Genomic DNA, 23,867 nt, shown 5'->3' with positions numbered 1-23,867 from the left:
GATTATTTCTATAATTCAGTTTGTATGTACTCTCTCTGGAGCGAAAAAATCGGTCTTTGATTCACCAGTAAAACAGAACAGGCCGATTTAAAGAACTATTCAAACCCAGTTTGTAGGTCTACAATAAAAACAGGTTCAGACAGGCTCAATTTGAATCTTGCAACGTCTTTTTGAGTCAGAAAAAGAATTCGAATACCATCAAATTCGTAAAGTGGACTGGTATGAGAACTAAAATCACACAACCATTTCAATTCTCTCACATCAATGTCTCCATCAGTCTGATTTTATACACATTGATCATTCTGGCTGCCCCTTCACGAGCCAAAGTATCGGCAGATTTAATCAAGCTAAAAAATGGTGGTGAAATACGAGGAAAAATTGTCCCCTCAACAAAAACGGCGTCAAAAGAAACTCGTATAATGAAAACTCTTTCGGGGGGCTCAATCCGTATCGATGCCCAACACATTGAATTTATCACGAATCGCCCCCTCGTCATCGAAGAATATGAGACAAAGTCTAAAAATATTGAAGACACCGTTGAAGCACACCTTAAACTTGCTGAGTGGTGTTCGCAAAAACATCTGCGTGCACAGCGAAATCAAGAAATGGAACAGATCATCCGTCTCGACCCTGATCATGCGAAAGCACGTGCCTCACTGGGATACACAAAACGGAATGGCGAATGGACAACCCGTGATGAGGTCATGCGAAGCAATGGTTATATCAAATACAAAGGGCGTTATGTTTCTTCTGCGGAACTGGAATTACTGGAAAAGAATGAAGCGGATCTGGAGAAAGAACGTGAATGGATTAAGAAAATCAAGCTCTGGCTGGCCTGGACTAACGGCAATGATCTTTTAAGACAGCAAGTGGGATTAAGAAAGATTCAAGGTGTCTCAGACCCTTATGCTGTGGCTGGCCTGGCCCGGCTGATGGGTAAGCATAAGAGCATCGCCATTCGATCCCTGCTCGTTTCCACTCTAACTCAAATCTCTGGTGACAAGCCGTTACGTCCCCTCGCTGAATTAGTACTTACCGATCCGAGTCAGGTAATTCGAACCGCTGCACTAGAAGCACTCACAAAACGAGACGCGACTAAAGCAATTGCTTATTTCATTCAAGCTTTAAAAAATAAATCAAATGTCATCGTGCAACGAGCCGGAAATGGCCTGGAAGCAATTGGAGATCAATCTGTGATCCCGGATCTGATTTCTGCATTAATTACCAAGCATACGTATCGAGTCAGGGTTCCCGATGCAACTTCGACTTACAGTTACAATACGAATGGTACATTTGGAAACTCAGGAGTCGTGCTACCGCCTGATATTGAAGCAGGACTATTAGCGGGTCGTTATCCTAACGGTGTGATTGTATTGCCTTCTCAACAACCAAAGATTCGAATGCGAACGGTATCTGTAAAATATTCTCACCAGAACGAAGCCATTTTGCTGGCACTCCAAAAGATTAGTAAACAAAATTTTGGCTACAATGAACGATTGTGGCGCCTCTGGTGGGCATCGACTCAAAACCAAACGGGTATTGTTCCCATTCTTCAATAATGAATCCACTCACAAATTTGAGAATGGACTTCATTCATTCGGATTCAGAAATACCCAAGGCTTCTCGAAGGGCTCCGAGATGACGATCATAGTTTTTCCAGCGATCTAAACCTGACTGATTCATGGGACGGCGGACTTGTAAATTACTTGCGGTTGTCACTGGCCGATTATTTTCCTGGAAATTCAGACAACGCTCATCCCAGGAAACATCAATAAAATCGATTAAGCTCCTGCTCTGCGCTTCTTGATTGGCTACCAGTTCAGAATAGTGTAACTCATAAGGTTTCATCGGCAGTACGTTTCGCCAATGTTCCATTAATCGTTCGTATTCCCGGTAATAAAGTCCTAAGTGCTTCAAATTGAAAGAATAGTCATGCCCTCTGCGAAAACGTTGAAAATAGCAGGAGAGGCAAGTATCAAGTGGATGTCTCTGGCAATGGATGACCTTTGCTTCAGGAAACATGATCGTAATCAGTCCGAGATACAAAAAGTTAGGAGGCATCTTATTGATTATCCTCACAGCCGACTGGTCGAACGTCCGCAAACGGCGCAGATAGGCATCTGCAAATCCTGAAAAGATATTATCAGGGAGATGTGTTACACATTCCGGAAAATTTGATTTCTGAGTCGCATGTTGTCTCATTGTTCCCGCAATGCTCGCGATATCGGGCAACTCCCCTGCTCCATGAACCCCAGGATGACTGGACAAGATCTGCTCCACCAGTGTTGTTCCCGTCCTGGGCATTCCCAAGATAAAGACGGGGACCTGGCTGGCAGATCCCCATGCAGCACTTTGCTGGATGAACCTGGCAGAAAAGACGGAAATGAGTTGATCTATTTCCTTCCGGAACTGGTTAATATCGAAACGAGCATTTTTGGAACGATTTCCCACCTCATAATAAGAAAATGCTTTATCATAGTCCTTGATATCATTGAAAATATTGCCAGCAGCAAATCCCAAAAAACAACGGTCTTCATCGGAAAGATCAGATCGTGACAATTGTTGTTCGAGAATGGGAACAATCGGATCATCTTTGGTAAACTTTTTGGCGGCAGAATAATTGAAATAAGCCTCTGCATAATCAGGTTTTATTTGCAACGCTGTCAGATAATGTTGCTCTGACAGGTTGAATTCCCCTACAAGCCGATAGATGGCTGCAAGATTATGATGAAACTCAGCAATATTCGGGTTCAAAGCAATCGCTTTTTTCACCCGTTCGATACCGGACTGATAGTCCCCGGAATCTGAAGCCGCCAGTCCATATAAATGTAGGAATTGCGCATTATTTAAATTTGCTGGATAGTAAGTACTTAAAAGGTTTTCTGCTTTTTTTGCCTGATTGGCCTGCAGTAGTTTGACAGCTTCGGAAAGGATATTGGTCATACTGTGCCTGATTGCGACTTTGATAAACGATCTGAAGCAGGTTGAGAACGAAAATCAGAGCCGGAAGTGAAATGTTTTTCGGAAGTAGCGCCATAACCATTGACCGGTGGTTAACTGAGTCACTTCAAAACGCGCTTTACCGCGCATGTTCGCTCGAAACAACTTTACGTCTTCCTCAAGGGGAACAATCGCTTCATACGCTGTACTGGTTAATTTTTCCCGCCCTTCTTTATCTGTGACTGTTGGAACTTCTCCCCCCATTTTATTAGAGAGCGTGGGCGGAATAAAATCCTTGTGTCCATGAGCAACCCGCTCAATACTTGAGATGTAGGTTTTTTCGGGTAAATGTTCTAGTTTGAGTTCAACACTCTGATTCAATTTAAAATCATTTCGGTATTCCTGATCGATATATAATACCGCCTGGAAACGCGATTCAGGAGCGATACTCAGCATGTGAGTCTGCTTCTCCAGGTAGCAATTGGCATTTTTCGCATCAAGAGGAGTACCAAACCAACCAGATAACTGTTTTTTGGAATCGGACAATTTCGGCTCTGGCCGGCTGGCAGGGGCAACCACTGTTCCACTGATGGGTGCCACCACTTTCATATTTCGTAATTGCTCCTCAACTTCAGCAATTCTTTCCTCAGTTGAAGCCAGCCTTTCTTTGGAAACCTTGACTCCGGCCAGATCATCTAGTGCTAAATATTTACGGACTTCTCCTTCTTGGACTTTTCGATCTACCTTTAGTTTGTAAAGTTCATCTTGTTTTTCGAGATTCACAATGCTTGCCAATAATTGTCCCTTTTCTACGGTTTGTCCGGGTTCGACATAGACTCGGTCTAACCGACCGGTTTCCGTCGTAAAGACATGCTTTACTCCATACCCTTCTAAGATAAAGGGTGCTTCAAAATGCATGGGGACTGGAATTAAAAGAATTCCAAGAATCACAGCAGCAGTGACGGTGAGAGTCGCTGTGACTTTGTAGTAATTCATGGGTTCGGTCCTCGGTGCTCTAATAATTTTATAGATGTTGTGAAAGATGCCACCAATAAATGTCACGATGGAAATGACGGCCAATGTCACTCCAATACTTTGTAAATCGTATGGTTTTAAAACAGTATACAGGAAAAGCGTAATCCCAAACATCACAAACCAGCGATAGAAAGCGGATGCAATCGCGAATAATATAAATCCAAACTTTCCTGTCTCCGGCATGAAAGGATCACGCTGAGATTCAATTCCCAGGCAATACCAGGCAAATGTATCACGAAGATGCTTATCTGCTTTTTGCCTTAAATTAGGTATTTCCAGAAAATCGCTCATCATGTAGTAACCATCGAATCGCATCAATGGATTGGCATTGAATATCACGGTGGTAACCGTCGATACAAAAAACAGGTTTAACGCCAAATGATTCAGCAAACCTGGCTTTGTGAACCACCACACCCAAACAGCAATCGCGGACATGATCACTTCAATATACATTCCCGCGCCACCGATAATGATCCGCTTCCATTTGTTTCTCAACATCCAGGAATCGGAGACATCACAGTACAGGCAAGGACTAAACACTAAAAACATAATCCCCATACCATGGCATTCACCGCCATAATGCTTGCAGGATAAGCCGTGGCCAAATTCATGAACGACTTTAGCTGCCCCCAGCACAAACCACATATAAATCAGGTTAGGCCACCCGAAAAACTGTTGAAATTCGGGTAATTTGCTACGAAAGACTTCGAACTGAACACCGATCAGAATCCAGGATGAAACAATTAATAAAGCAAACATTGTCGTTGCCCAGGGGCGCCACATCCATTGCACGTAAGGATATAACTTCTGCAATGAAGTTTCCGGATCCCAACCAGGCAGCCTGAGATAAAGCATACTTTTAAGTGTGGAAAAGATCTTCTTCTTACGTTCTTCCCGGTGCTGTTTGATCAGTGTGACCCCCTGACCGGGACGTCCGCTGGTCAGCAGGCCTTTTCGATATAAGTCCGCAATTAATTGCTGTATCTCTGAAATGGAAAGTAACAAGGTCGGAAACTGCCGATGGACTTCGTCTTTGATTTCTTCGGGGCTGAGTTCTCCATTTAACAAATTCAATATGTAGTATTGCTCCGGATGCAATCTTGTGTACTTCAATGAAACCGGATCTTTGATGACCCAATAGCCGAGACCTTTATAATGAATCCATTTGCCGATCAAATCATCGCGCACGCTTAACGGAATAGGTCGTTCCGTTGAGGATGTCATGGATTCGCTTAAAGTACTCATGAGTAGAAAAGGTCTTTAACAGTAAAGTGAAGTTCTTTGGTGTTAATCAGCTTCAAATGTGATGATTATTTTTTAACCGATGTTTCCTGAGCCACTTTGCTGTTTGACTTGTCGGGTAGGATCTTCATCGTTGCCATATATCCGGCTTTCAGAACATTATCCGGATTTTCCACTTCCGCCCAAACTTTAATGGACTTTCCATGAATGGGCTCAACTTCGACATCAATAAACGTAATTTTTCCATGATATTTTCGATCTTCGATGGGTAAACGGATTCCGGGAATATCCACTTCCACTTCAACCGGAGTCCCCTCATGAAACTTCCAGGTATCTTGAATGTTTACATAACCTTCAACTTTGACCCGTTTCGTGCTGACTAGCTCTAATACCTCATCTCCATGACGAACGACTTCGCCAGTAGAACGGAATTTTTTGGTCACAACCCCATCAAAGGGTGCAATTATCTTAGTTTCTTTGAGCTGAGCGTCGATTTCTTCAAGCTGCAATTTATTCATCTGGAATTCCATCTCAGCTTGTTCGATTTGTAAATCGCTTTTTTCGGCATTGAGTTCCAAACGCTTGATATCCAGTGGTGTAATGGTACCAGGCACTCGTTTGTTGATATCCAGATTGATTTCCAGCTCTACATAAGAAGTATCTCTGGCTTTTTTGGAATAACGAATCTCAATATCATTCGAGGCACGCGTTTCGGCTGTCTTACGTGCCGCTTTAAGTGATTCTGTTTTTAACGCGGCAATTTCCTGACCCTTTTTGACCTTTTCTCCTTCACTGGGCTCTACGTAATCCAGAACACCGGGACGATCACTACCTAAAATAACACGATCAATTAGCTTAATGCGGCATTCATTGATCGTAATGGCAGAAACAGGTGCTGCTGAATCCGATTTCTCCTGCGGTTGTTCACCTGCATTCGAGCTGCTTTCGGTCAAGATCCAACTTGTCCCAATTAACAGTATCGCACAGCAAAAGGTTTTCGCTAAGTTTAACTTCATCACTTCATCCTCAAGATGGATCCAAGTAGTTCGGAAAGGTCTCAATACTTCCATTTATGATTTCTATGTCAATATGCTCCAGCATATATAAATATAGACACTTCTGAGCCATATATCTAACGTCTCTCGCCCCCCACTGACAAGCGATTTTTCATGATGCTATTGTGAATTTTCAGGGTTGGATCGGAACCTAACGCCTGGTTGAGGCGGGACACCTTGTCTCTATGAATGACACAAACGTCACAAGTCACCCATTCCTGCAATTTGCAGACGGAATTCATTCGCTTCTTTATCATCTGACTCGATGTAAGTAGCTGTCAGGTTTCAAATTATGGTCTGTTTCCTTTATACGCATGTTATACTTTAAATATTTGAGCGTCTCTTATCAAAAGAGACCTTTTATACGATTCTTTGCTGTTGAAAGGGTTAGGCAAATCTTCCGTTTCCTTTACGCAACATAGGGGAAAAATGGGGGATACAAGGAAATGGGATTTTGCAAACAGTCCCGTTTCCGAATAAAATCTGCTTATGTAAGATTGTCCATATCATGAAAAATTGTGAGAAGAGACATCTAAAACTATATATTCTGTCTTTTGTACCGTATAAATTTCAGAAGACTTTGCTTCTTAAGAAGTATAAGAATTGATACTAAAAGAAATAACTAACAGGTAATCAATCTCGATGACAAGCACTCAATCACCTAGCCAGACCCGTGAACGTGTAGTTCGTATCGCACGGGAAATTGAAGAGTTCGCTCATTCAAATGTGGCACCGGAAACATTTTTCCGTGAGTTTCTCCGCAGGGTTGTTGCCGGCCTCGGAGCAACAGCGGGTGCCGCCTGGTTAATTGATGAGAGTGGTCGGCTTGCGATCAAAAGTGAAGTCAATTTGGCTGACACTGGTTTTTATGAAGAGCCAGAAGCAATTCTCAAGAATCAGCGATTATTGTCTGATGTCTTATCCACCGCAGAAGCACGCATTTTTACCGCCGATGGTGATACCGACGTCCATTTACCCACAGATAACCTGATTGTCGTCGCGGCTTTATCCATCCGGAAAAAGCCGGTTGGCGTGATTGAGATCTTCCAACGCCCGAATTCCCCCAAACAGGCTCATCCTGGGTATTTGCAATTTGTGGAGCAAATGTCCGGTTATGCATCGCACTATCTGGCAGAACACGAAAAGGCCAGTAAAACCGATGCTTCACTGGAAGTGTGGGAAGAAGTCGACCAGTTTGTGTTGCAACTTCATCGCAGCCTGAATTTATCAGAAGTGGGCGCTACGGTTGTTAATGATGGCAGGCAACTGCTGAATGCAGACCGGGTGAGTCTCGCCATGCAGTACGGTAAAAAAACTGTTATTACTGCCATCAATGGTCAGGATAAAGTAAACAAACGCGCTAACACTGTGCGACTGCTTTCCAATCTCTCCAATAAAGTGCTTTCCATGCGAGAGACCTTTATTTATTCAGGATCTGTGGATGCAATTCCACCTCAAATTGAGGAACCACTGGCAGATTACCTGCAGGAAAGTGGGACCCGTATGATTATGATCGTACCACTCTTTGAGCCTGACAAAATGATTAAACATGATGAAGAGGCTTTGGGTGGTCGCAAAAGTGACGTACCGAAAAAGCTGATTGGTGGGCTGATCGTCGAACAGATTACCGATAGTCAACCAAGGCCACATTTAGAAAATCATGCAGAATTATTATCGGGCCATATTGCCACTGGTATCGCGAACTCACGCAGTTACGAAAGCATCTTCCTGATGCCGTTCTGGAGGTTCATCGGCCGTTGCTTTGCTGCCTTACGTGGGAAAACCCTAGTAAAAACTCTGATCATTCTTGCAGTCCTCATTGCTGTCGGAATCACACTCGCTTTAGTTCCCTATGATTACCGTGTTAGTTGTGATGGCAGATTGATGCCCACCATCCAACGCGAAGTGTTTACCAACTGGGAAGGCGAAGTGGTTGACATTCATGTTGAAAGTGGTCAGCGTGTGAAAAAAGGAGATCTGCTGGTAGAAATCCGAAATGACGAATTAAAAGCAGAAGTACTGGGTGTAAAAAACGAACTCAGAGGTTTAGCATTACAATTGCAAGCTACTGTCGCAAATCTTCAAGCAGGAAATGACAAACGGCCAAACAAAGATATTATTGAGTTACGAGGTAAATCAAATGAATTACGAACACAAATCTTTGGACTCAAAAAACACCTTGAGATTCTAGAGGGCCGCCTTGATAAATTGAATGTCAAAGCCCCCATTGACGGTGTGGTTACCACATTTCAAATTGAACAACTTTTAAAAGACCGTCCTGTTCAACGGGGTGAATTACTCCTGGAAATTATGGACGACACGGGTCCCTGGCAACTGGAACTTGATGTGGAAGAAAAGCGAATGGGGCATATTTTCAAAGCGATGGATCGAAAAGGAGACATCGATTTGCCCGTGGAATTTATACTGGCCACTTCGAATGAGTTAAGCTATGAAGGCGAAGTGACTGAGATTTCGACACGTGTTAATCAATCCGAAGAAACTGGTAGTATTGTGGAAACCTATGCGACATTTGAAAAAGAAAAATTGCCTTCGTTACGCATTGGAGCGGAAGTCAGCGCTAAAATTGATTGCGGGCAACGCAGTCTGTTCTATGTTCTCTTTGGCGATGTCGTAGAAACCTGCCGCCGCTTCTTCTGGCTATAAAAACAGATAATAAAACCGCAAAGAGAAAATAAAACTCCCCTGCTCAAAGAAGCAGGGGAGTTTTTTTTCAGTCAGGTAAAAGCAGCAAGCTTATTTCTTATCGTCTGCTTTTGCTTCATCCTTTTTGGTTTCTTCTTTTTCAGCATCTGCTTTTTTGTCTTTATCATCAGCGTGTTCTTTATCATGGTCGTGATCTTTGTGATCATCGTGGTCATGTCCATCATGATCATGGTCTCCATGCTTCAGATCAACGTGAAAGTGATCTTCGCCAATATCCAGATGGAAGTGACCATTCAAATCGGATTCCGCTTTGATCGAATCCGGGATGGCTTTCCCTTCTGCGACGAAGCGTGATGACTTGCCTTCTTTTTCACCTTCTAACGGTTTGGCAGCGAGTGGAATCTCATGCTCTTTGTCACCCACTTCCATATCGAAATCGATGGTTTCCACTTCAATCGGAAACGGTGTTTTGGCATCGGGTCCCAGAATAAATGCTGTCAATGTTCGACCTTCATTGTCAAACATCACTTCGACATGATATTGCTCTTCGCCTACCTCCAGAAGATGACCGCCGTTGGGACCATGATCATGTCCATGATCGTGCTCTGCTTCTGCAGACGCCTCTGAATCCTTAGCATCAAAAGTTCGTGTGTCATCTTTCGCTGCACAACCCACAAACAATACCAACCCGATACCGCAAACCATTACCTGAAACGTCTGAGAGAAACGCATTTTTCATTCCTTGCTTAAACTACATAAATTTTAAAGTACTATTTAACTCGATTGCCCCAGCAGTCACTCACTGCATTGAACAAATCATAACAAAATTGAGCGTAAAGAAAAGCTTCTTGCAATAGATTTGTAAAAGCTTATTGAACCCCTTCTTCCTGAGCCAGCGATGTGTCGGATTCATCACCCTGAATATAGGTCTTACCACGGTAGTGTTTTGCCACAAAGATAAACAAAACAGCCGCCACAAACATAATACCTGAAAAGAACCAGAAATAGTCGGCCCCTTCCAGATAGGAAATCTCTTTATCAATTATATTGAATTTATTCACGCCCGCTGTCAGTAAATTCCCAACTGTCACTGAGAGAAAATAGAGCGACATAATAAATGATTTCATCGATTTTGGAGCCTGTGTATACGAAAACTCCAAACAGGTGATGGAAACCATCACTTCACCTGCCGTCAGCACTAAATAAGGTACTGCCTGCCAGAGAAGGTGTGGAGGGTTTGTCGGATTTGCATCAATTTGAATCTGAATGAGAGCGCTGATGGCAAACGAGGCAGCCGCTAAAAAGAATCCAATGGATATTTTTCGCAGGGGAGTCAGTGGGAAAACTTTATCAATCATTGGATAAACGACGTAAGAAAACGTCGGTACTAAAATAAGAATGAAAAGCGGATTGAATGCCTGGACTTTAGCGGCTGTCAGTTCAAATCCTGCAAACTCAGATGAATTCATCTGCAACCCCTGCAACACCCAGGAAGATCCCGTCTGATCGAATAATGCCCAGAATACAGGTAGGAAAACATAATAAAGTACCGATAGATTGAGTAAGGCCTGTAAACCCTCTTTGCCGAACGTCTCTTTTCGAAACTTTTCCCAGCCGGACGGAGGAATATGAACAAATTTATTACGCCCCATCCAGAACAAAATTGTGGCGATGAACATCAACAGTCCTGGAACTCCGAATGCATAATGCGGACCATAGGTTCTTAAGACTTCAGGAATGAGCAGAGAGGAAAAGAAGGCTCCCAGATTAATGGCCAGATAAAACCAGCCAAACACTTTACTGAGTAAATGCTTGTTCCCATTACCAAACTGGTCTCCGACATGTGCTGAAACACAGGGTTTAATCCCACCGGCACCAATCGAAATCAGAATCAGGCCCAGGTAAAGCCCGGTCCGAGTCACATCGATGGCCAAAGCCAGATGGCCGAGACAATAAACAATGGAAAGCACCAAAATGGTTTTATATTTTCCCCAGAGCACATCTGAGAGTAGCGACCCCAACAGCGGAAAAAAATAAGCAGCAGCAACGAAGAGGTGAAAGATAGCAGACGCATCACCTTTTGACATATAGTCTGGCTCACCACTGGCATTGAGAATGTATTTGGTCATAAAGACAACCAAAATTCCCCGCATGCCGTAAAAACTGAATCGCTCAGCTGCTTCGTTCCCCACAATATAGGGAATTCCGGCAGGCATTTTAGTTGTTGATACCGGGCTCGTCTTGTATTTCGTCTGTGCCATTGAATCTTCTCTGCCCTTCAGCAAAATGTCAGCGAAAGAGTTTACTTAATTCAGTCACTCATTTGCCAATCGGTTTCAATACGTTGAACCTGAACCCCCTCTGCAGAAGGGGTAAACTGGTAAATGCAATCTGCGTAACGTTCAAACATCGTGGGATCATGGTGACTGATCATAATAATTTGAAAACCGAGCGCCTCTCCTGCTTCGTGAATAATTTTCACCAGACGGGGCACTAGATCTGGTCGAAGCCAGCAATCCTGCTCATCCAGCACCAGTACCCGCCTGTGTTCTGACTCATCCAGTGTCATTAAGGCAAACATCCGTAAACCAACCGACAGGATATTCGCAACCGAGCCCCCCTGCCCCCTGATAATGTCTTCCAAGTTGCCATCGCGCTCGATCTGAAATTCAACACTGGCTCCGTTACGTTTCCATTCTGCAACAGCGTTTAGCTTCAAAGGTTGTTCCAACACTTCCTGGAGGGCAATCGTCAGCTTTTCCTGTATTAAAGCCAATTGTTGCTCAAAGAGTTTTGAACTCAGCGTTTCCAAGGCTTCAGTCACCTCCTCAGAAATCGCAAGGTATTGCTCTGTTTCCTGCATTTGATCGGAGAGTTGTGCTGCTTCTTTGAATTTCTGTTTACGGACCGCATCCAGTTCCCAACATCGACGCTGCAATGCTTTGGGGGAACGCAACTCCTGTTGGGAGTTGGAGGATTCCGAACTGGAAAATGTTTCGGTCATAACTTCAGAGTGATTCCAATAGAAAATCGTCAGGATGCATCAGTCGCTTGATGTTCGGTTTCAATTTTGGTTAATTCGGTTTCGATTTGCTCAAGAGTTTGATGGTACTCAGCCCGTTTGCGTTCATTTTCGGTCTTTATCTGTTCCAGTTTTTCCTTCAATTCATCGAGATGATCAGTCCCGTATTCATCCTGCGCCTGCTGTTTGAGATCATTCAGATGTTTTTCAGCATTCACCAAATCGCGCTCGGATTCGATTTTACGTTTGTTTAACTTTTGGAACTGTGCCGTCAATGTTTCGATATCAGGTACAGGACTTTGATTACTCGTTGACATGACTGGATACCTCACTTGCTAATTTTTGTATCTCATCTGCAACTGTTGAATTGAACTGTTCCAGATTCTTTTCCAGGAAGAACTGCAAACCGGCCCCCGTATCCGTTCTTCTCGATTGTAATTCCGCCAAACCGGAAATAAAGGCAGAGGGCACTCCCGATTCTGATTCTTCGATGACTTCTTCAAAGAAAACTTCATCAAAAGGCTGATGTGGTACTTCGATTACAGTACATTCCCAGCCATTGTCTGTCACTTCCAGCTTCAGTACAGAGGGAACATGAGCCCGTGAAGCATCGCTGCGCGATCTGCGAATGATGTTCCCGGGTGTGACCCAGGTGGTCTGCCCTTTTTTCACATCTGCCAGCGAACGGTGAATGTGACCATTGATCACATAATCGACGCCAGCCATTTCAAAAGGCTTAAAATGCCCCTGCTCCTCATAACCGGGCACAATCAAATCGTGATGCGTGACCCAAATGATCAAAGGTGAAAGATCTTCACTCTCGAAATCCACAGATTTAGGTAACTTCTTCCCCCAGGACGTACCCCCGACGATCACCTTGCGGCCCTGCATGGTCCCCTGCCAGGGAGTTTCTTCTGAAAGAAGACGATACTTGCCCGCTTCTACCAAGATACTGAGTGTGTCGTGTTCTGTGAGCTGGTTCTCTCGACAGTCATGATTTCCATAAATCCCATAGACGGGGGGATCAAAAAGTGTCATTAGCTGACAAAGCAACCAGTTTTGATTGTCGCGAGGTACATGAAACAGATCCCCCAAAATCACAGGCAATAGCATTTGCTCTTTTGCTGTTTTCAGACACCAGCTTAGTTTCTCCAGTACGACTTGTGGATAGTCATCTTTGCGAAAGCCGGGAACTCGCCCTTCAATATGCGGGTCGCCAATCAACAGCACACCACGGTATGACTCATGTTCCATGTGTGTGCCCTTTCAGTCCCACCTCTGCTGACTGGATGAACTGCTCCGGGTCCATTTCTGCTCCACAGGTGGGACAGGTCGGATTTTCTTTCACCCAATTCACCATTTCAGCACGAATCAGTTCATACTCCTTCTCACAGACATGGTAGTTCTGCTGCCTGGAGTCAAATTGAGATGACGCCTCTTCCCATTGCCGATAGAATTGTTCGATTTTGTCTAAATCTGCGAGTTCTGGCGGAGAGCTGCACTTTTCCAGAATCATAAATTCAATCTGATCGACGCGTACCCTCTCCTCCGCCAATATCAAGTTCTCAATTGTCGTCTGTAATCGACCTGACTCAACCAACTGGGGAGGATCACTTAACGCCTTCAGACACTCTACTGTTAAATTGTCTCGATCAGATCGCTGTTGTTGAACCTCAATATCATAGATGAGTGAATCCAGAACAGTCACCTCTTCCAATTCAGGAGGTTCATTTAACGTTGCCATTACCGATACATTAAGATGGGTCAGCTCCACTTGCTGCTTTACGGCGACTGATCGCCGAATCAATGATTCTAATGGTTTTTCATTTTTTTGTGTTAATTCTACCGGTAGCTCATTTAACGCAGTGACTGTTTTCCGCAAATTCGTCACAGTCTGAGATGAAGCCTCTAAATCTTGAATCAAAGCTTCCAATCGTTGAATCTGCTGGTTCTCCGATTGCAAACTCTCGTATGTCGTTTCTAATGCTTCCAATTTCGATTCAAGAGTGGGAACCGGAGCCAGAGCTTCCAGAATTGCGTTGATTTGCTTTGACTCAGTTTGCAGGCGCTGGAATTCCTGTTGTGCAGACTTGACCTTACTGCGATGTAATTTCTGCATCTCGATCAAAACTGAGGCATCGGAAGACGACGCGAAGAAGCGGGCAGCCCGACTGCCACGGTCATTTAATAAAAAGATCGGTGATTTTTGCTCGCCAAAATGGACGTCGAACTGATCACTATCACCCGACTTGACTTTCGAGAGCCTTAGTAGTGAACGCAGTTTATCGGGAACGTCATTTCTTAACCGATGAAAGTCTTCACCATCAACGCAATAACTGACCGTTTTCTTTTTGCGCTTCCATTCGATGGTATGCTCATCATCCGTTTCGACGATCACCCGACACTCTTTCTCACCATGCCTGACCATAAAATCGCCAGACGTATTCTCAGCAAGAATTTGCAGCGCAGTCACAAAGGCGGACTTACCGCAATTATTCGGTCCCGTCAGCACGGTCAAACCAGCCGACAGATCGATCACGGTATGGGAATGGCTCATAAAATTATGCAAAGTAATCCGTTTTAACATGACTGCAAGTATAATCTCTGCAGATCAGAAATCACAGGATCGGCATACTTGGTATTTTGGATCCGAGTAGAAACGAACCATTGCATTTCCTGTAGAATTTGAGTCAAATAAATGAGACGGGGCGTATTGTACCCGATCAAGATTGCACTCTGATTCCCATTGATTACTATTTCTAGAGTTTCCCATGTCGATACTAAAAAAAGCACTGCTGAGTCTTGGTTTCATGCTAAGTACCTTCTTGTCTCCTTTTCAAAGTCACACGGTCTCTGCTGCTGAAAGCTTCTGGGTCTATGTAGGCACCTATACTCGCGGCAGTGAGAGTCAGGGAATTTACCAGCTTCGTCTGGATGGTGCCAGTGGCAAACTGTCACACGTGGGCATCACGGACAACGTCGAAAACCCTTCTTTTCTGTCCATTCACCCGAGTCGAAACTATCTTTACGCCGTGAACGAGATTGGAGATTACCAGGGTAAAAAATCAGGAGCTGTCAGTGCTTTTGCCATTGATGCGAAGACAGGAAAACTCAACTTCCTCAATCAGGAATCTTCCCAAGGCGCGGCCCCCTGCCATCTCGTTGTCGATGCAACGGGTAAATATGTCCTGATTGCCAATTATACTGGGGGGAATATCTGTTCGTTACCCATTCAAAAGAATGGAAAACTGAGCAAGAGCGCTTCGTTTGTTCAACATACGGGTTCCAGCGTGAATACAGCGCGACAAACAGCGCCTCACGCACATTCGATTAATCTGGATCAACAAAATCGACATGCCGTAGTGGCAGACCTGGGAATCGACCAACTACTTGTTTACCGCTTCAACGCGTCCGATGGTTCGCTGAAACCCAACTCCCCTCCGGGGATTGCTATGAAACCCGGCGCAGGGCCACGTCATTTCACGTTCCATCCAAATGGTAAATGGGGTTATGTGATCAATGAATTAAACCTCACCATTACTGCCATGGACTATGATGCAAAGCAGGGTTCCTTTCAGGAAATTCAAACGATCTCAACCGTACCGGAGGGAACGAACTTGAAAGGAAACTCAACAGCAGAAGTCCAGGTACATCCTTCCGGCAAATTTCTCTATGGTTCCAATCGAGGCCCAAACACCCTCGCCATCTACAAGATTAATCAACAAACGGGGAAACTGACATCAATCGGTTTTGAACCGACGGGTGGAACGATTCCACGTAATTTCAAAATAGACCCTACGGGAAATTACTTACTGGTTGCAAATCAAAATACCAACAATGTCGTTGTTTTTAAGATTGACTTAGAGACAGGATTACTAAAAAGGACAAACCAGGAAATCAATGTTCCCAAACCAGTCTGCATTAAATTCCTCCCAATGCCACCTACCCCTTAATACTCAAGCCGTATATAATTAATTATTATGTACGAATTGGATATTCCTCGCTTCGAATTTCTTATCAAGTGAAGTTTATGTTTTCTTGAATAGATCAATGAATGTCAATCATCAGATGCATGATCAGCGTGTGATGTCATTTTCTAACAAAAAGTGTTCAATCAAATGTGGGTTAAAATTTGTGGGATCCAAGACGTTGAAACTGCTCAGATGATCGCGGATCTGGGTGCATCCGCACTGGGTCTTAATTTCTATGCCCCTTCGCCACGTTCGATTGAGCTATCAACGGCACATGAAATCAAAGCAGCTCTGTCTCACAAAGGTATCTCACTGGTCGGTTTGTTCGTGAAGCACACTTTATCCGAAGTGATATCCATCTGCCGGGAACTCTCTCCGCACATGGTACAACTTCACGGCGACGAACCTCCTGAATTCCTGGCAGAGTTATCTCAACATTTTCCAGACATTGAAATCATTTGGGCCTTCCGAACACAGGATCCTGACTTAAATCACCTGTCTGATTTTCTGACCAAGTGTGACCAATATAGTAAACGTCCGGATTACATCTTAATCGACGCTTATTCACCTCAGGCCTATGGGGGAACGGGACAGCTTGTTCCCTGGGAAATGATAAAGGAAAATTACCTATATGATGAATGGCCTGCCTTGATTCTGGCGGGGGGACTGACTCCAGAAAACGTTCATGAAGCCATTCAAACTGTGACTCCTTTTGGCGTTGATACTGCCAGTGGTGTCGAAAGTGCCCCAGGAATCAAGAGCCAAGTGATGGTTGAAGCATTTGTCAATCAGGCGAAAAAAAAATGAAGATTCTACGATCCTAGTGGTATAATCGTACTTAGCAATGATTCAGAGAGGCAGAATCAAAACAGTTTTATATCACTGCCTTGAGAATCGCTTGATCGGGGCATACCATATACCCAAGGACAGGAATGTCGAACGTATGTGACGAAGAGTCACTTTGAAAACAGGAGTTGGGAGAAACAACTAGTTTCTCCGGGGAATAAAGAGAACTATGTCGACTGATTATACAATTCTATTGATTGAAGATGACCGAGAGATTTCAACCACCCTGAGTGGAGTGATTAAATCAGCCGGTTATAATATTGTTGTGGCCCCTAATGGGATGGAAGGGCAAAAACTCGCCCAAACAGCAAATCCGGATCTCGTCATTACTGATATGATGATGCCGAAAATGGGTGGGTTCCCGGTTCTCGAATCATTGAAATCACTCCCTTCCCCTCCCAAAGTCATCATGATTACTGCCAACGAAGGAGGCAGGCACAAAGCGTATGCGGAAATGCTGGGAGTTGATGACTACCTCAGAAAGCCATTCGCAATGGATGTGTTTCTGGAAGCCATTGCCCGTGTGCTGGCTAAAGATAAAAACAGCGATGAGCCGGAAAAGCCTCCTAAAGGACCACTCACACGCTCTCGAAAGAAATCCTGATCTTACTGTTTTAGATCATTTTCAGACGCTGCTGACAAATGCTGTGTAATACCAAAACAAGCCGGTCAATGAAGTCAGCGTAATATCGATCGTAGAAATCCAACCCAGCTTTTTGTGTAGGCTGCTGTGTGCACAAGGAGCCGGTGGATTAGGAATGCGTCTTAAAGCGAGAAACAGAGTCGTTGCCCAGAACAACGGAGTTGTCACTGCAAAAACCAGGTGAACATAGAGCACATTTCGAACGTAATTGAATTGTTCCGGAGTTAGTGGGGTTTCGCGCTGATTGACAATGTTTTCCCAGCCACCATGCATGATCTGCACATCAACTTCAAATGCGGCAACTGCAACCAGCAAGACAGCTCCCAGCAGAATCTGAAGCTTCTTATGCAGTGCAAAATTGCGTTTGATTTTGACTGAATAGAGACTGAATAATAATAACGGTACGATCAAAATTAGTGCTGATACCACAAAGTCCAACATAAATGTCGAACGATAGCCCAAGAACCCATACTCCATTTGAGAACCCTGCCCTTATTGAATAAAAAGAAATCTAGTCCATCAGCGGCAAACCATATCAAAACTTAAGATCCTGTCCAAGACCATCCTTCTCCAGAATACCTCTGGTAACTGCTGAGATAGAGATTACTTGAGAGAATGCTGGAGTTTTGCCTCTACCCCTCTTGAAGATTCGAGCTGAAAATTGATAAATTGGGTTGAGCGATTATTCATTAAAATGAGCCGTTCATTAAGAAACACAGGAGGTGTTCCCATGCAAGTGTGCGGCGTGATTCCAGCCAGACTGCAATCTTCCCGACTTCCCAGAAAATTATTACTGAATGAAACTGGTCAGACATTAATTCAGCACACGTGGGAGGCGGCGGCACGATCGGAAAAGTTAGACCGACTCATTGTGGCCACCGACAGCCTGGAAATATTAGAAGCAGTTCATGGTTTTGGAGGGAAAGCATGCTTAACCGGTGAACATCCCAGTGGTACCGACCGGATCGCGGAAGTAGCCCTCAAAGAACTGTTAGATGCAGAGATCCTGGTAAATATCCAGGGAGATGAACCTGAAATCTCAGCTGAGTTCATTGACCAGTTGATCGAGTTACTAATACAAACTCCGGACGCTGAAATGGCGACGTTGGCAACTCCCATTCGAAACGTCGAACAACTACAGGATCGCTCTTGTACGAAAGTGGTCTGCCGTCAGGATGGCTCTGCAATGTACTTTAGTCGCCTACCCATACCGTTTACGAGAGATGTTGTACCTGAAACATTGCTGCCTGAGCAAAGCCCCTGGTTATTGCACTTGGGTATCTACGCTTACCGAAGACCGTTTTTGCTGGATTTAACGAAAATACCGGCGACCCCACTTGAGCAGTTGGAAAAGTTAGAACAATTACGCGCCCTGGAGACAGGCGCTCGGATTCAAGTTGCTCAAGTAGCACACCCTTCAGTTGGCATTGATACTCCAGAAGATTATGCTCAATTTGTAATCCGTTATCGCGCAGAACATTCATAAAGTCTGATTTGAGTAAAAGCAGAATACAAATAGCTTCAACCTTAACGTGTTCAGATCACTATCCTTAAACAAAAAAAGCCAAATTATAGTCTTGAGCGATCAGACAAGTATACAGAGAACGAAAAGACCTTAAATTCATCAATGCTTCTATTTGAATCGAACACTTGAAGCGTGCAAAAACAGGATCGATTGAATATCATAGGTACTGATAAATTAGAACTTAACCAGCAGATATTAAAATGACCAAACATACGACTAAACATATCTTTGTCACCGGTGGCGTTGTCAGTTCTTTAGGCAAAGGATTAACTTCAGCTTCAATCGGCCTTCTTCTGGAGCAACGAGGATTACGAGTCCGCATGCAAAAACTGGATCCTTATATTAATATCGATCCAGGGACGATGAATCCTTATGAGCATGGCGAGGTCTATGTGCTGGATGATGGCTCCGAAACAGACCTTGATCTCGGTCATTATGAACGTTTCACAAATAGCCCTCTCTCACGAAAGTCGAATTACACAACCGGTCAAATTTATCAGCGGGTCATCGAAAAAGAACGTCGCGGTGAATATCTGGGTGCCACGGTGCAAGTCATTCCGCACATCACCGACGAAATCAAAGAATCTGTTTATAACCTTGCCAGTTCAGACGTCGATGTGGTCATTACAGAACTGGGAGGAACGGTGGGTGATATTGAAGGCCTGCCGTTCCTGGAAGCAATACGTCAGATTCCTCTCGATATTGGAAAAGAAAACTGCCTCTTCATTCATTTGACACTCGTACCATACATCAAAGCAGCGGGAGAAATGAAAACCAAACCGACGCAACACAGTGTTGGTCTATTAAGACAAATCGGTATTCAACCTGATGTTTTGATCGTGCGAACCGAACGCGCGATGGACAAAGATCACGCCGATAAAATTGCGTTGTTCTGTAATGTCGAAAAAGAAGCTGTGATCGAGGAAGTCGATACGGAATACTCCATTTATGAAGTCCCTCAAGGTTTAGCCGATGATGGGCTCGATAAACTCATTACACGTAAACTGCAGCTTGATGCGGAACCTTTGGATCTTTCTAACTGGCGTTCGCTGCTCAATCGGGTTAAAAACCCAGACCATGAAGTGACCATCGCTGTTGTAGGGAAATACATTGACCATCGAGACGCTTATAAGTCAATTTATGAATCGCTGTTTCATGCCGGGTTCCATCACTCTTCACGTATTCTGTTAAAACGAATCGAAGCCGAAGAAATTGAGCGACAAGGTCCGGAGGTCCTGCTTTCAAACGTCGACGGGATTCTTGTGCCTGGCGGATTCGGCAAACGTGGAATCGAAGGAAAAATTGCAACCGCACAATACGCCCGTGAGTGTGAGATTCCTTATTTTGGAATCTGCCTGGGAATGCAGTGTTCCGTCATCGAATTTGCCAGAAACGTTTTGGAATTATCGGATGCACATAGCACCGAATTCAATAGTGAAACGAACGCCCCCGTGATTTGTTTACTCGAAGAGCAAAAAGAAATCACTGAAAAGGGAGGCACCATGCGTCTGGGTGCACAAGACTGTATTATCGCTCCGGACTCCAAAGCTCATACCTGTTATGGTGCTGATTCCATCAGCGAACGTCATCGACATCGCTATGAATTCAATCCCGAATATCGAAAACAGTTGATCGAAGCGGGGATGATACCCACCGGTACAAGCCCGAACGGAAATCTGGTTGAGATTGTCGAAGTTCCTGATCATCCCTGGTACTTGGCAGTGCAATTCCATCCAGAATTCAAATCCAAGCCGGTTAGCCCACATCCGCTATTTGCGGGATTTGTCGGAGCCGCCTTAAATTATCACCAACAAAAAGTCCGCGTCTCAGTTTGATTGGTGAATGATGATTGAAAGTATGTGTTTTCACATACAACTTGCACGGGAAACATTCCCCAATGAGTTCCAATAAAGCTGTCGATCTGAACTTATCAGGCCTATTGAATGTTCACAAACCGCAAGGCATGACTTCACGTCAGGTTGTGAACCAGATTCAGAAGCTCGTCCGTCCCCTGAAGATCGGACACGCTGGCACACTCGACCCCTTGGCCATCGGGGTCCTGATGGTTTGCATTGGATCTGCAACACGTCTCATTCGTTTCGTTCAAGATCAACCCAAAGAATACCTTGGGGAATTTATCTTAGGGAAACGAAGCGACACAGATGATATTTCCGGAAATGTCACCGAAACAACTGATTGCCCAACCATCACACGCGAACAACTGGAACGTTGTTTGCCTGCTTTTCAAGGACAGATCGAACAGGTCCCGCCACAATTTTCCGCGGTGCATATCAACGGTCAGCGGGCCTATGATCTGGCACGACGCGGGAAATCTTTTGAGATCAAACCTCGTACAGTCGAAATCTATCAAATTGAATTAACGGCGTTTGAGTTTCCTCGTTTTCAGTTGCGAATTGTGTGCGGCTCGGGAACTTATATTCGTTCCCTTGGCCGTGATCTGGGAGAACAACTTAAATGTGGAGCGGTGATGACATCCCTGGTTCGTACACGGATTGGCGATTTTAAACTGGAATCGGCAATGCAACTCGATGATTCAATGACTCTGGAATCGATTGTCGCCCAACTTCAGCCTGCGGAACGAGCTGTTAAACATTTACAACATTATCGATGCAATCACCGGGAGCTTGATGATCTCTGCCATGGTCGTGTCATCGAATGCGATCCTGATCGACTCTCCAAAGCTGGTGATCAACATGAGATTGCCGTCGTGACTTCCGCAGGCACACTCGTTGCGATTGCTGAATGGAAGCGCGATACCAATCAGTTGGCTCCCAGGCAAGTCTATTATCAACATTCTAAATAGTGGCATCATGAGGCCTCTTATGAAACTCATTCTGGCGAGTACATCCCCTTATCGGGCTGAGCAATTACGGCGACTGGGACTGGAGTTCGAAGCTCAGGATCCTCAGGTGGATGAGTCAGTTCTGAAAGAAGCGGGCTTTTCTCCTGAAAATTTGGCCGAGGTTCTCGCTCTGGAAAAGGCGAAACAGGTTTTTCAACAGAATCCGGATGCCATCGTCATCGGCGCTGATCAACTCGTTTCGTTTGAAAATACCATCTTGGGGAAACCGGGAACTAAAGAACATGCGGTACAGCAATTGATGTCGATGCAGGGTAAAACCCACACTCTCATCACCGCGATCGCTGTTCTGGGGCCTGATTTGATTGAAACTCACCTCGATCAGACAAAACTTAAGATGCGATCGCTGGACCAGGGAGCCATTGAACGATATGTGGAATTTGATCAGCCTCTGAATTGTGCCGGCTCTTATAAGCTGGAAAGCCTGGGAATCACACTTTTTGAAGAAATCGACTCCACAGACCATTCGGCGATTACAGGCATCCCGTTAATCGCGTTAACTTCTCTCTTGATCAAAGCCGGAGTCACACTGCCCTGAATCAGCTCATCATGGAATCGAGACTAAAATATCTCGTCTCAGAAATACACACAGCCTGCAGGATTCTCATCCCGCAGGCTGCGGCGTCTTAACAAAATCAGGTATTCATACCGACTGCAAATCTAACAACGCTTCTCGCAGACGGTTTCGTGCCGTGTGCAGTCGACGCTTAATCGTTCCAATAGGCCGATCAAATTCGTGACTCATTTCCTTCAAGGACTGTCCTTTGAAGTAGAACGATATCAGCGTTTCACGGTCAACTTCACCCAGCTGTTCCAGGCGTCCTCGCAATTCGGTAGCCCGTTCGCTTTCCAGCAACTTGTCTAACGGGTTTTCTGGTTCATCATCCAGAACAACAAATGTGTCTGGACTCTGAATGCACTCGTTAGGCCGACGAACAGCACGGTTGATTGACATCCGAACGGCAATCTGCCGCAACCATCCACCAAATCGCTCAGGTGCATTCAACTGAGACAGCTTCCGCATGGCCTGAATGAATACATCCTGTGTGACTTCACTTGCCTCAGCGTGGTTTCGCAATCGCTTCATGACAATTGCGTATACAGTCGACTCAAATTGAACAACAAGCGAACCGAATGCGTCTCGGTCACCACCCTGAGCAGCTAAAACTAATTGTACTAACTGTGAATCTTCCATTGTAATATCTCTTCTCTATCCTGGATCAAGGACTTTAAATTCAAGGCTGTTCAAAGTGCTTGTGCTCATCATGTTCTGAGTGAGAACCGACGTTCCGTCGAGCCAGCTTATGGAACCAGAGAAAGAGACAAAATCTTTCTGCCAGTCATACAGGAGACTCATTTGGAGCTCTCGCCATCAAACATGGCGGTTCAGTTAAAACTTTGATCAGGCTTTAACCAAACACTTTGAGTAAACGATTTTCTGCTAAAAAGCAGGGAACTGGAGCTGCTTAAGAAGCAGTTCCGGTTATGGTGGTCTTGGTACCCGTCATCCGCATCATCAGTTGATAAAGCAGATGCATCGATGTTTGCTGATGTTGATAACAACAATGCCAGCTCATCGACGGGGTCCCCGGCATACCACCGGATTCCGAAAATCGTTCTCTACCTAGAGGGCTTAACGAATCTGTTAGGAGGGCGGCACGGACGGCATCAATGGCTTTCACGACAACAGATGTTTTCACACACGCGTTGTTGTTAATTGCTTTGACGACGAAACGACGATTCTGTTTAGAAAAAATCATCAGGCACCTCCTGCGTTAAACCGCAGAGAAAGAGACTAAAAAAAGTGAGGCTCTGGGCCTCGTAAGAAAAACGGATCCACTCCGTTTACAAAAAATGATTTTAAGATTCTCTACCTCACAGACAAAGAATCTCTCCATACCAGCTAGACAAACCTAATCTGGGTTTGGTTCGCATATCTTTGACAGTTTTCGGTAAAATGTTGATTATTTCAAGAGAAGTTTTAAGATTTCACGTATTAAATCGGTTAATCCAGGTGAATTCACCTAAAGAAAAATCAACGTA

At 44.5% G+C, this 23,867-nt stretch carries 21 protein-coding genes; 9 read left to right on the top strand and 12 right to left on the bottom strand.

Annotated features, from left to right (window positions below):
* Positions 1-221: 221 nt before the first annotated feature.
* Positions 222-1,559 carry a HEAT repeat domain-containing protein gene (locus V144x_RS12420; protein WP_144985475.1) on the top strand — a complete coding sequence of 446 codons (1,338 nt, stop codon included), beginning with the start codon at positions 222-224 and terminating at the stop codon, positions 1,557-1,559.
* Positions 1,560-1,593: 34 nt separating this feature from the next.
* On the opposite strand, the gene V144x_RS12415 is transcribed toward V144x_RS12420, so the two are convergent.
* The 3 genes from V144x_RS12415 to V144x_RS12405 form a co-directional block, all read right to left on the bottom strand.
* Positions 1,594-2,943 (bottom strand): tetratricopeptide repeat-containing sulfotransferase family protein, encoded by a 1,350-nt coding sequence (locus tag V144x_RS12415; protein WP_144985474.1) that lies wholly within the window; start codon positions 2,941-2,943, stop codon positions 1,594-1,596.
* A gap of 54 nt (positions 2,944-2,997) precedes the next feature.
* The gene (locus tag V144x_RS12410) at positions 2,998-5,220 is read right to left on the bottom strand and encodes a hypothetical protein (protein ID WP_144985473.1); all 2,223 of its coding nucleotides are present in this window, start codon (positions 5,218-5,220) and stop codon (positions 2,998-3,000) included.
* Positions 5,221-5,285: 65 nt separating this feature from the next.
* The gene (locus V144x_RS12405; RefSeq protein WP_197998891.1) at positions 5,286-6,233 is read right to left on the bottom strand and encodes an efflux RND transporter periplasmic adaptor subunit; all 948 of its coding nucleotides are present in this window, start codon (positions 6,231-6,233) and stop codon (positions 5,286-5,288) included.
* A 681-nt stretch (positions 6,234-6,914) separates the two neighbouring features.
* Between V144x_RS12405 and V144x_RS12400 the strand changes: the two genes are divergently transcribed.
* Positions 6,915-8,936, top strand: a complete 2,022-nt coding sequence (locus V144x_RS12400) for an efflux RND transporter periplasmic adaptor subunit (RefSeq protein ID WP_144985471.1) — start codon at positions 6,915-6,917, stop codon at positions 8,934-8,936.
* 90 nt (positions 8,937-9,026) lie between these two features.
* On the opposite strand, the gene V144x_RS28365 is transcribed toward V144x_RS12400, so the two are convergent.
* The 6 genes from V144x_RS28365 to V144x_RS12370 all read right to left on the bottom strand — a co-directional run bounded on the left by V144x_RS28365 (position 9,027) and on the right by V144x_RS12370 (position 14,545).
* Positions 9,027-9,668 carry a hypothetical protein gene (locus V144x_RS28365; protein WP_197998890.1) on the bottom strand — a complete coding sequence of 214 codons (642 nt, stop codon included), beginning with the start codon at positions 9,666-9,668 and terminating at the stop codon, positions 9,027-9,029.
* Between the two features lie 137 nt (positions 9,669-9,805).
* The gene (locus V144x_RS12390) at positions 9,806-11,197 is read right to left on the bottom strand and encodes a POT family MFS transporter (RefSeq protein ID WP_144985470.1); all 1,392 of its coding nucleotides are present in this window, start codon (positions 11,195-11,197) and stop codon (positions 9,806-9,808) included.
* Positions 11,198-11,247: 50 nt separating this feature from the next.
* Positions 11,248-11,940: a DNA repair protein gene (locus tag V144x_RS12385; protein ID WP_144985469.1), complete on the bottom strand. Its 693-nt coding sequence runs from the start codon at positions 11,938-11,940 to the stop codon at positions 11,248-11,250.
* Positions 11,941-11,969: 29 nt separating this feature from the next.
* Positions 11,970-12,275: a hypothetical protein gene (locus tag V144x_RS12380; RefSeq protein WP_144985468.1), complete on the bottom strand. Its 306-nt coding sequence runs from the start codon at positions 12,273-12,275 to the stop codon at positions 11,970-11,972.
* On the bottom strand, positions 12,262-13,212 hold the full coding sequence (locus V144x_RS12375; protein WP_144985467.1) for a metallophosphoesterase: 951 nt from the start codon (positions 13,210-13,212) through the stop codon (positions 12,262-12,264). Before V144x_RS12375 ends, V144x_RS12380 begins: the two co-directional genes overlap by 14 nt.
* Positions 13,202-14,545, bottom strand: a complete 1,344-nt coding sequence (locus V144x_RS12370) for an AAA family ATPase (protein ID WP_144985466.1) — start codon at positions 14,543-14,545, stop codon at positions 13,202-13,204. The genes V144x_RS12375 and V144x_RS12370 overlap by 11 nt, the downstream gene beginning before the upstream one ends.
* A gap of 184 nt (positions 14,546-14,729) precedes the next feature.
* Between V144x_RS12370 and V144x_RS12365 the strand changes: the two genes are divergently transcribed.
* From V144x_RS12365 to V144x_RS12355, 3 genes are all read left to right on the top strand, one after another.
* Positions 14,730-15,911 carry a lactonase family protein gene (locus tag V144x_RS12365; RefSeq protein ID WP_144985465.1) on the top strand — a complete coding sequence of 394 codons (1,182 nt, stop codon included), beginning with the start codon at positions 14,730-14,732 and terminating at the stop codon, positions 15,909-15,911.
* A gap of 165 nt (positions 15,912-16,076) precedes the next feature.
* Complete coding sequence (locus V144x_RS12360; protein WP_144985464.1) at positions 16,077-16,736, top strand: phosphoribosylanthranilate isomerase; 660 nt, start codon at positions 16,077-16,079, stop codon at positions 16,734-16,736.
* 208 nt (positions 16,737-16,944) lie between these two features.
* Positions 16,945-17,379: a response regulator transcription factor gene (locus V144x_RS12355; RefSeq protein ID WP_144985463.1), complete on the top strand. Its 435-nt coding sequence runs from the start codon at positions 16,945-16,947 to the stop codon at positions 17,377-17,379.
* Positions 17,380-17,400: 21 nt separating this feature from the next.
* Here V144x_RS12355 and V144x_RS12350 read toward each other — a convergent pair whose 3' ends face one another.
* Positions 17,401-17,880 (bottom strand): DUF420 domain-containing protein, encoded by a 480-nt coding sequence (locus tag V144x_RS12350; protein ID WP_232102801.1) that lies wholly within the window; start codon positions 17,878-17,880, stop codon positions 17,401-17,403.
* A gap of 268 nt (positions 17,881-18,148) precedes the next feature.
* Between V144x_RS12350 and kdsB the strand changes: the two genes are divergently transcribed.
* From kdsB to V144x_RS12330, 4 genes are all read left to right on the top strand, one after another.
* Complete coding sequence (gene kdsB / locus V144x_RS12345; protein ID WP_144985461.1) at positions 18,149-18,904, top strand: 3-deoxy-manno-octulosonate cytidylyltransferase; 756 nt, start codon at positions 18,149-18,151, stop codon at positions 18,902-18,904.
* 239 nt (positions 18,905-19,143) lie between these two features.
* Positions 19,144-20,778, top strand: coding sequence for a CTP synthase (locus V144x_RS12340; RefSeq protein ID WP_144985460.1), 1,635 nt, complete (start codon positions 19,144-19,146; stop codon positions 20,776-20,778).
* Positions 20,779-20,840: 62 nt separating this feature from the next.
* Positions 20,841-21,767 (top strand): tRNA pseudouridine(55) synthase TruB, encoded by a 927-nt coding sequence (gene truB, locus V144x_RS12335; protein ID WP_144985459.1) that lies wholly within the window; start codon positions 20,841-20,843, stop codon positions 21,765-21,767.
* Positions 21,768-21,786: 19 nt separating this feature from the next.
* Positions 21,787-22,362: a Maf family protein gene (locus V144x_RS12330; protein WP_144985458.1), complete on the top strand. Its 576-nt coding sequence runs from the start codon at positions 21,787-21,789 to the stop codon at positions 22,360-22,362.
* Between the two features lie 105 nt (positions 22,363-22,467).
* Here V144x_RS12330 and V144x_RS12325 read toward each other — a convergent pair whose 3' ends face one another.
* Together V144x_RS12325 and V144x_RS12320 are read right to left on the bottom strand one after the other, a co-directional pair.
* Entirely contained in the window at positions 22,468-23,019 is a 552-nt protein-coding gene (locus V144x_RS12325) for an RNA polymerase sigma factor (RefSeq protein ID WP_144985457.1), read from the bottom strand.
* 271 nt (positions 23,020-23,290) lie between these two features.
* Positions 23,291-23,584, bottom strand: coding sequence for a hypothetical protein (locus tag V144x_RS12320; protein ID WP_144985456.1), 294 nt, complete (start codon positions 23,582-23,584; stop codon positions 23,291-23,293).
* Between the last annotated feature and the right edge of the window lie 283 nt (positions 23,585-23,867).

The organism is Gimesia aquarii (assembly GCF_007748195.1).
GTDB classification, from domain to species: Bacteria; Planctomycetota; Planctomycetia; order Planctomycetales; family Planctomycetaceae; genus Gimesia; species Gimesia aquarii.
This window is presented reverse-complemented; position numbering and strand designations above follow the sequence as displayed.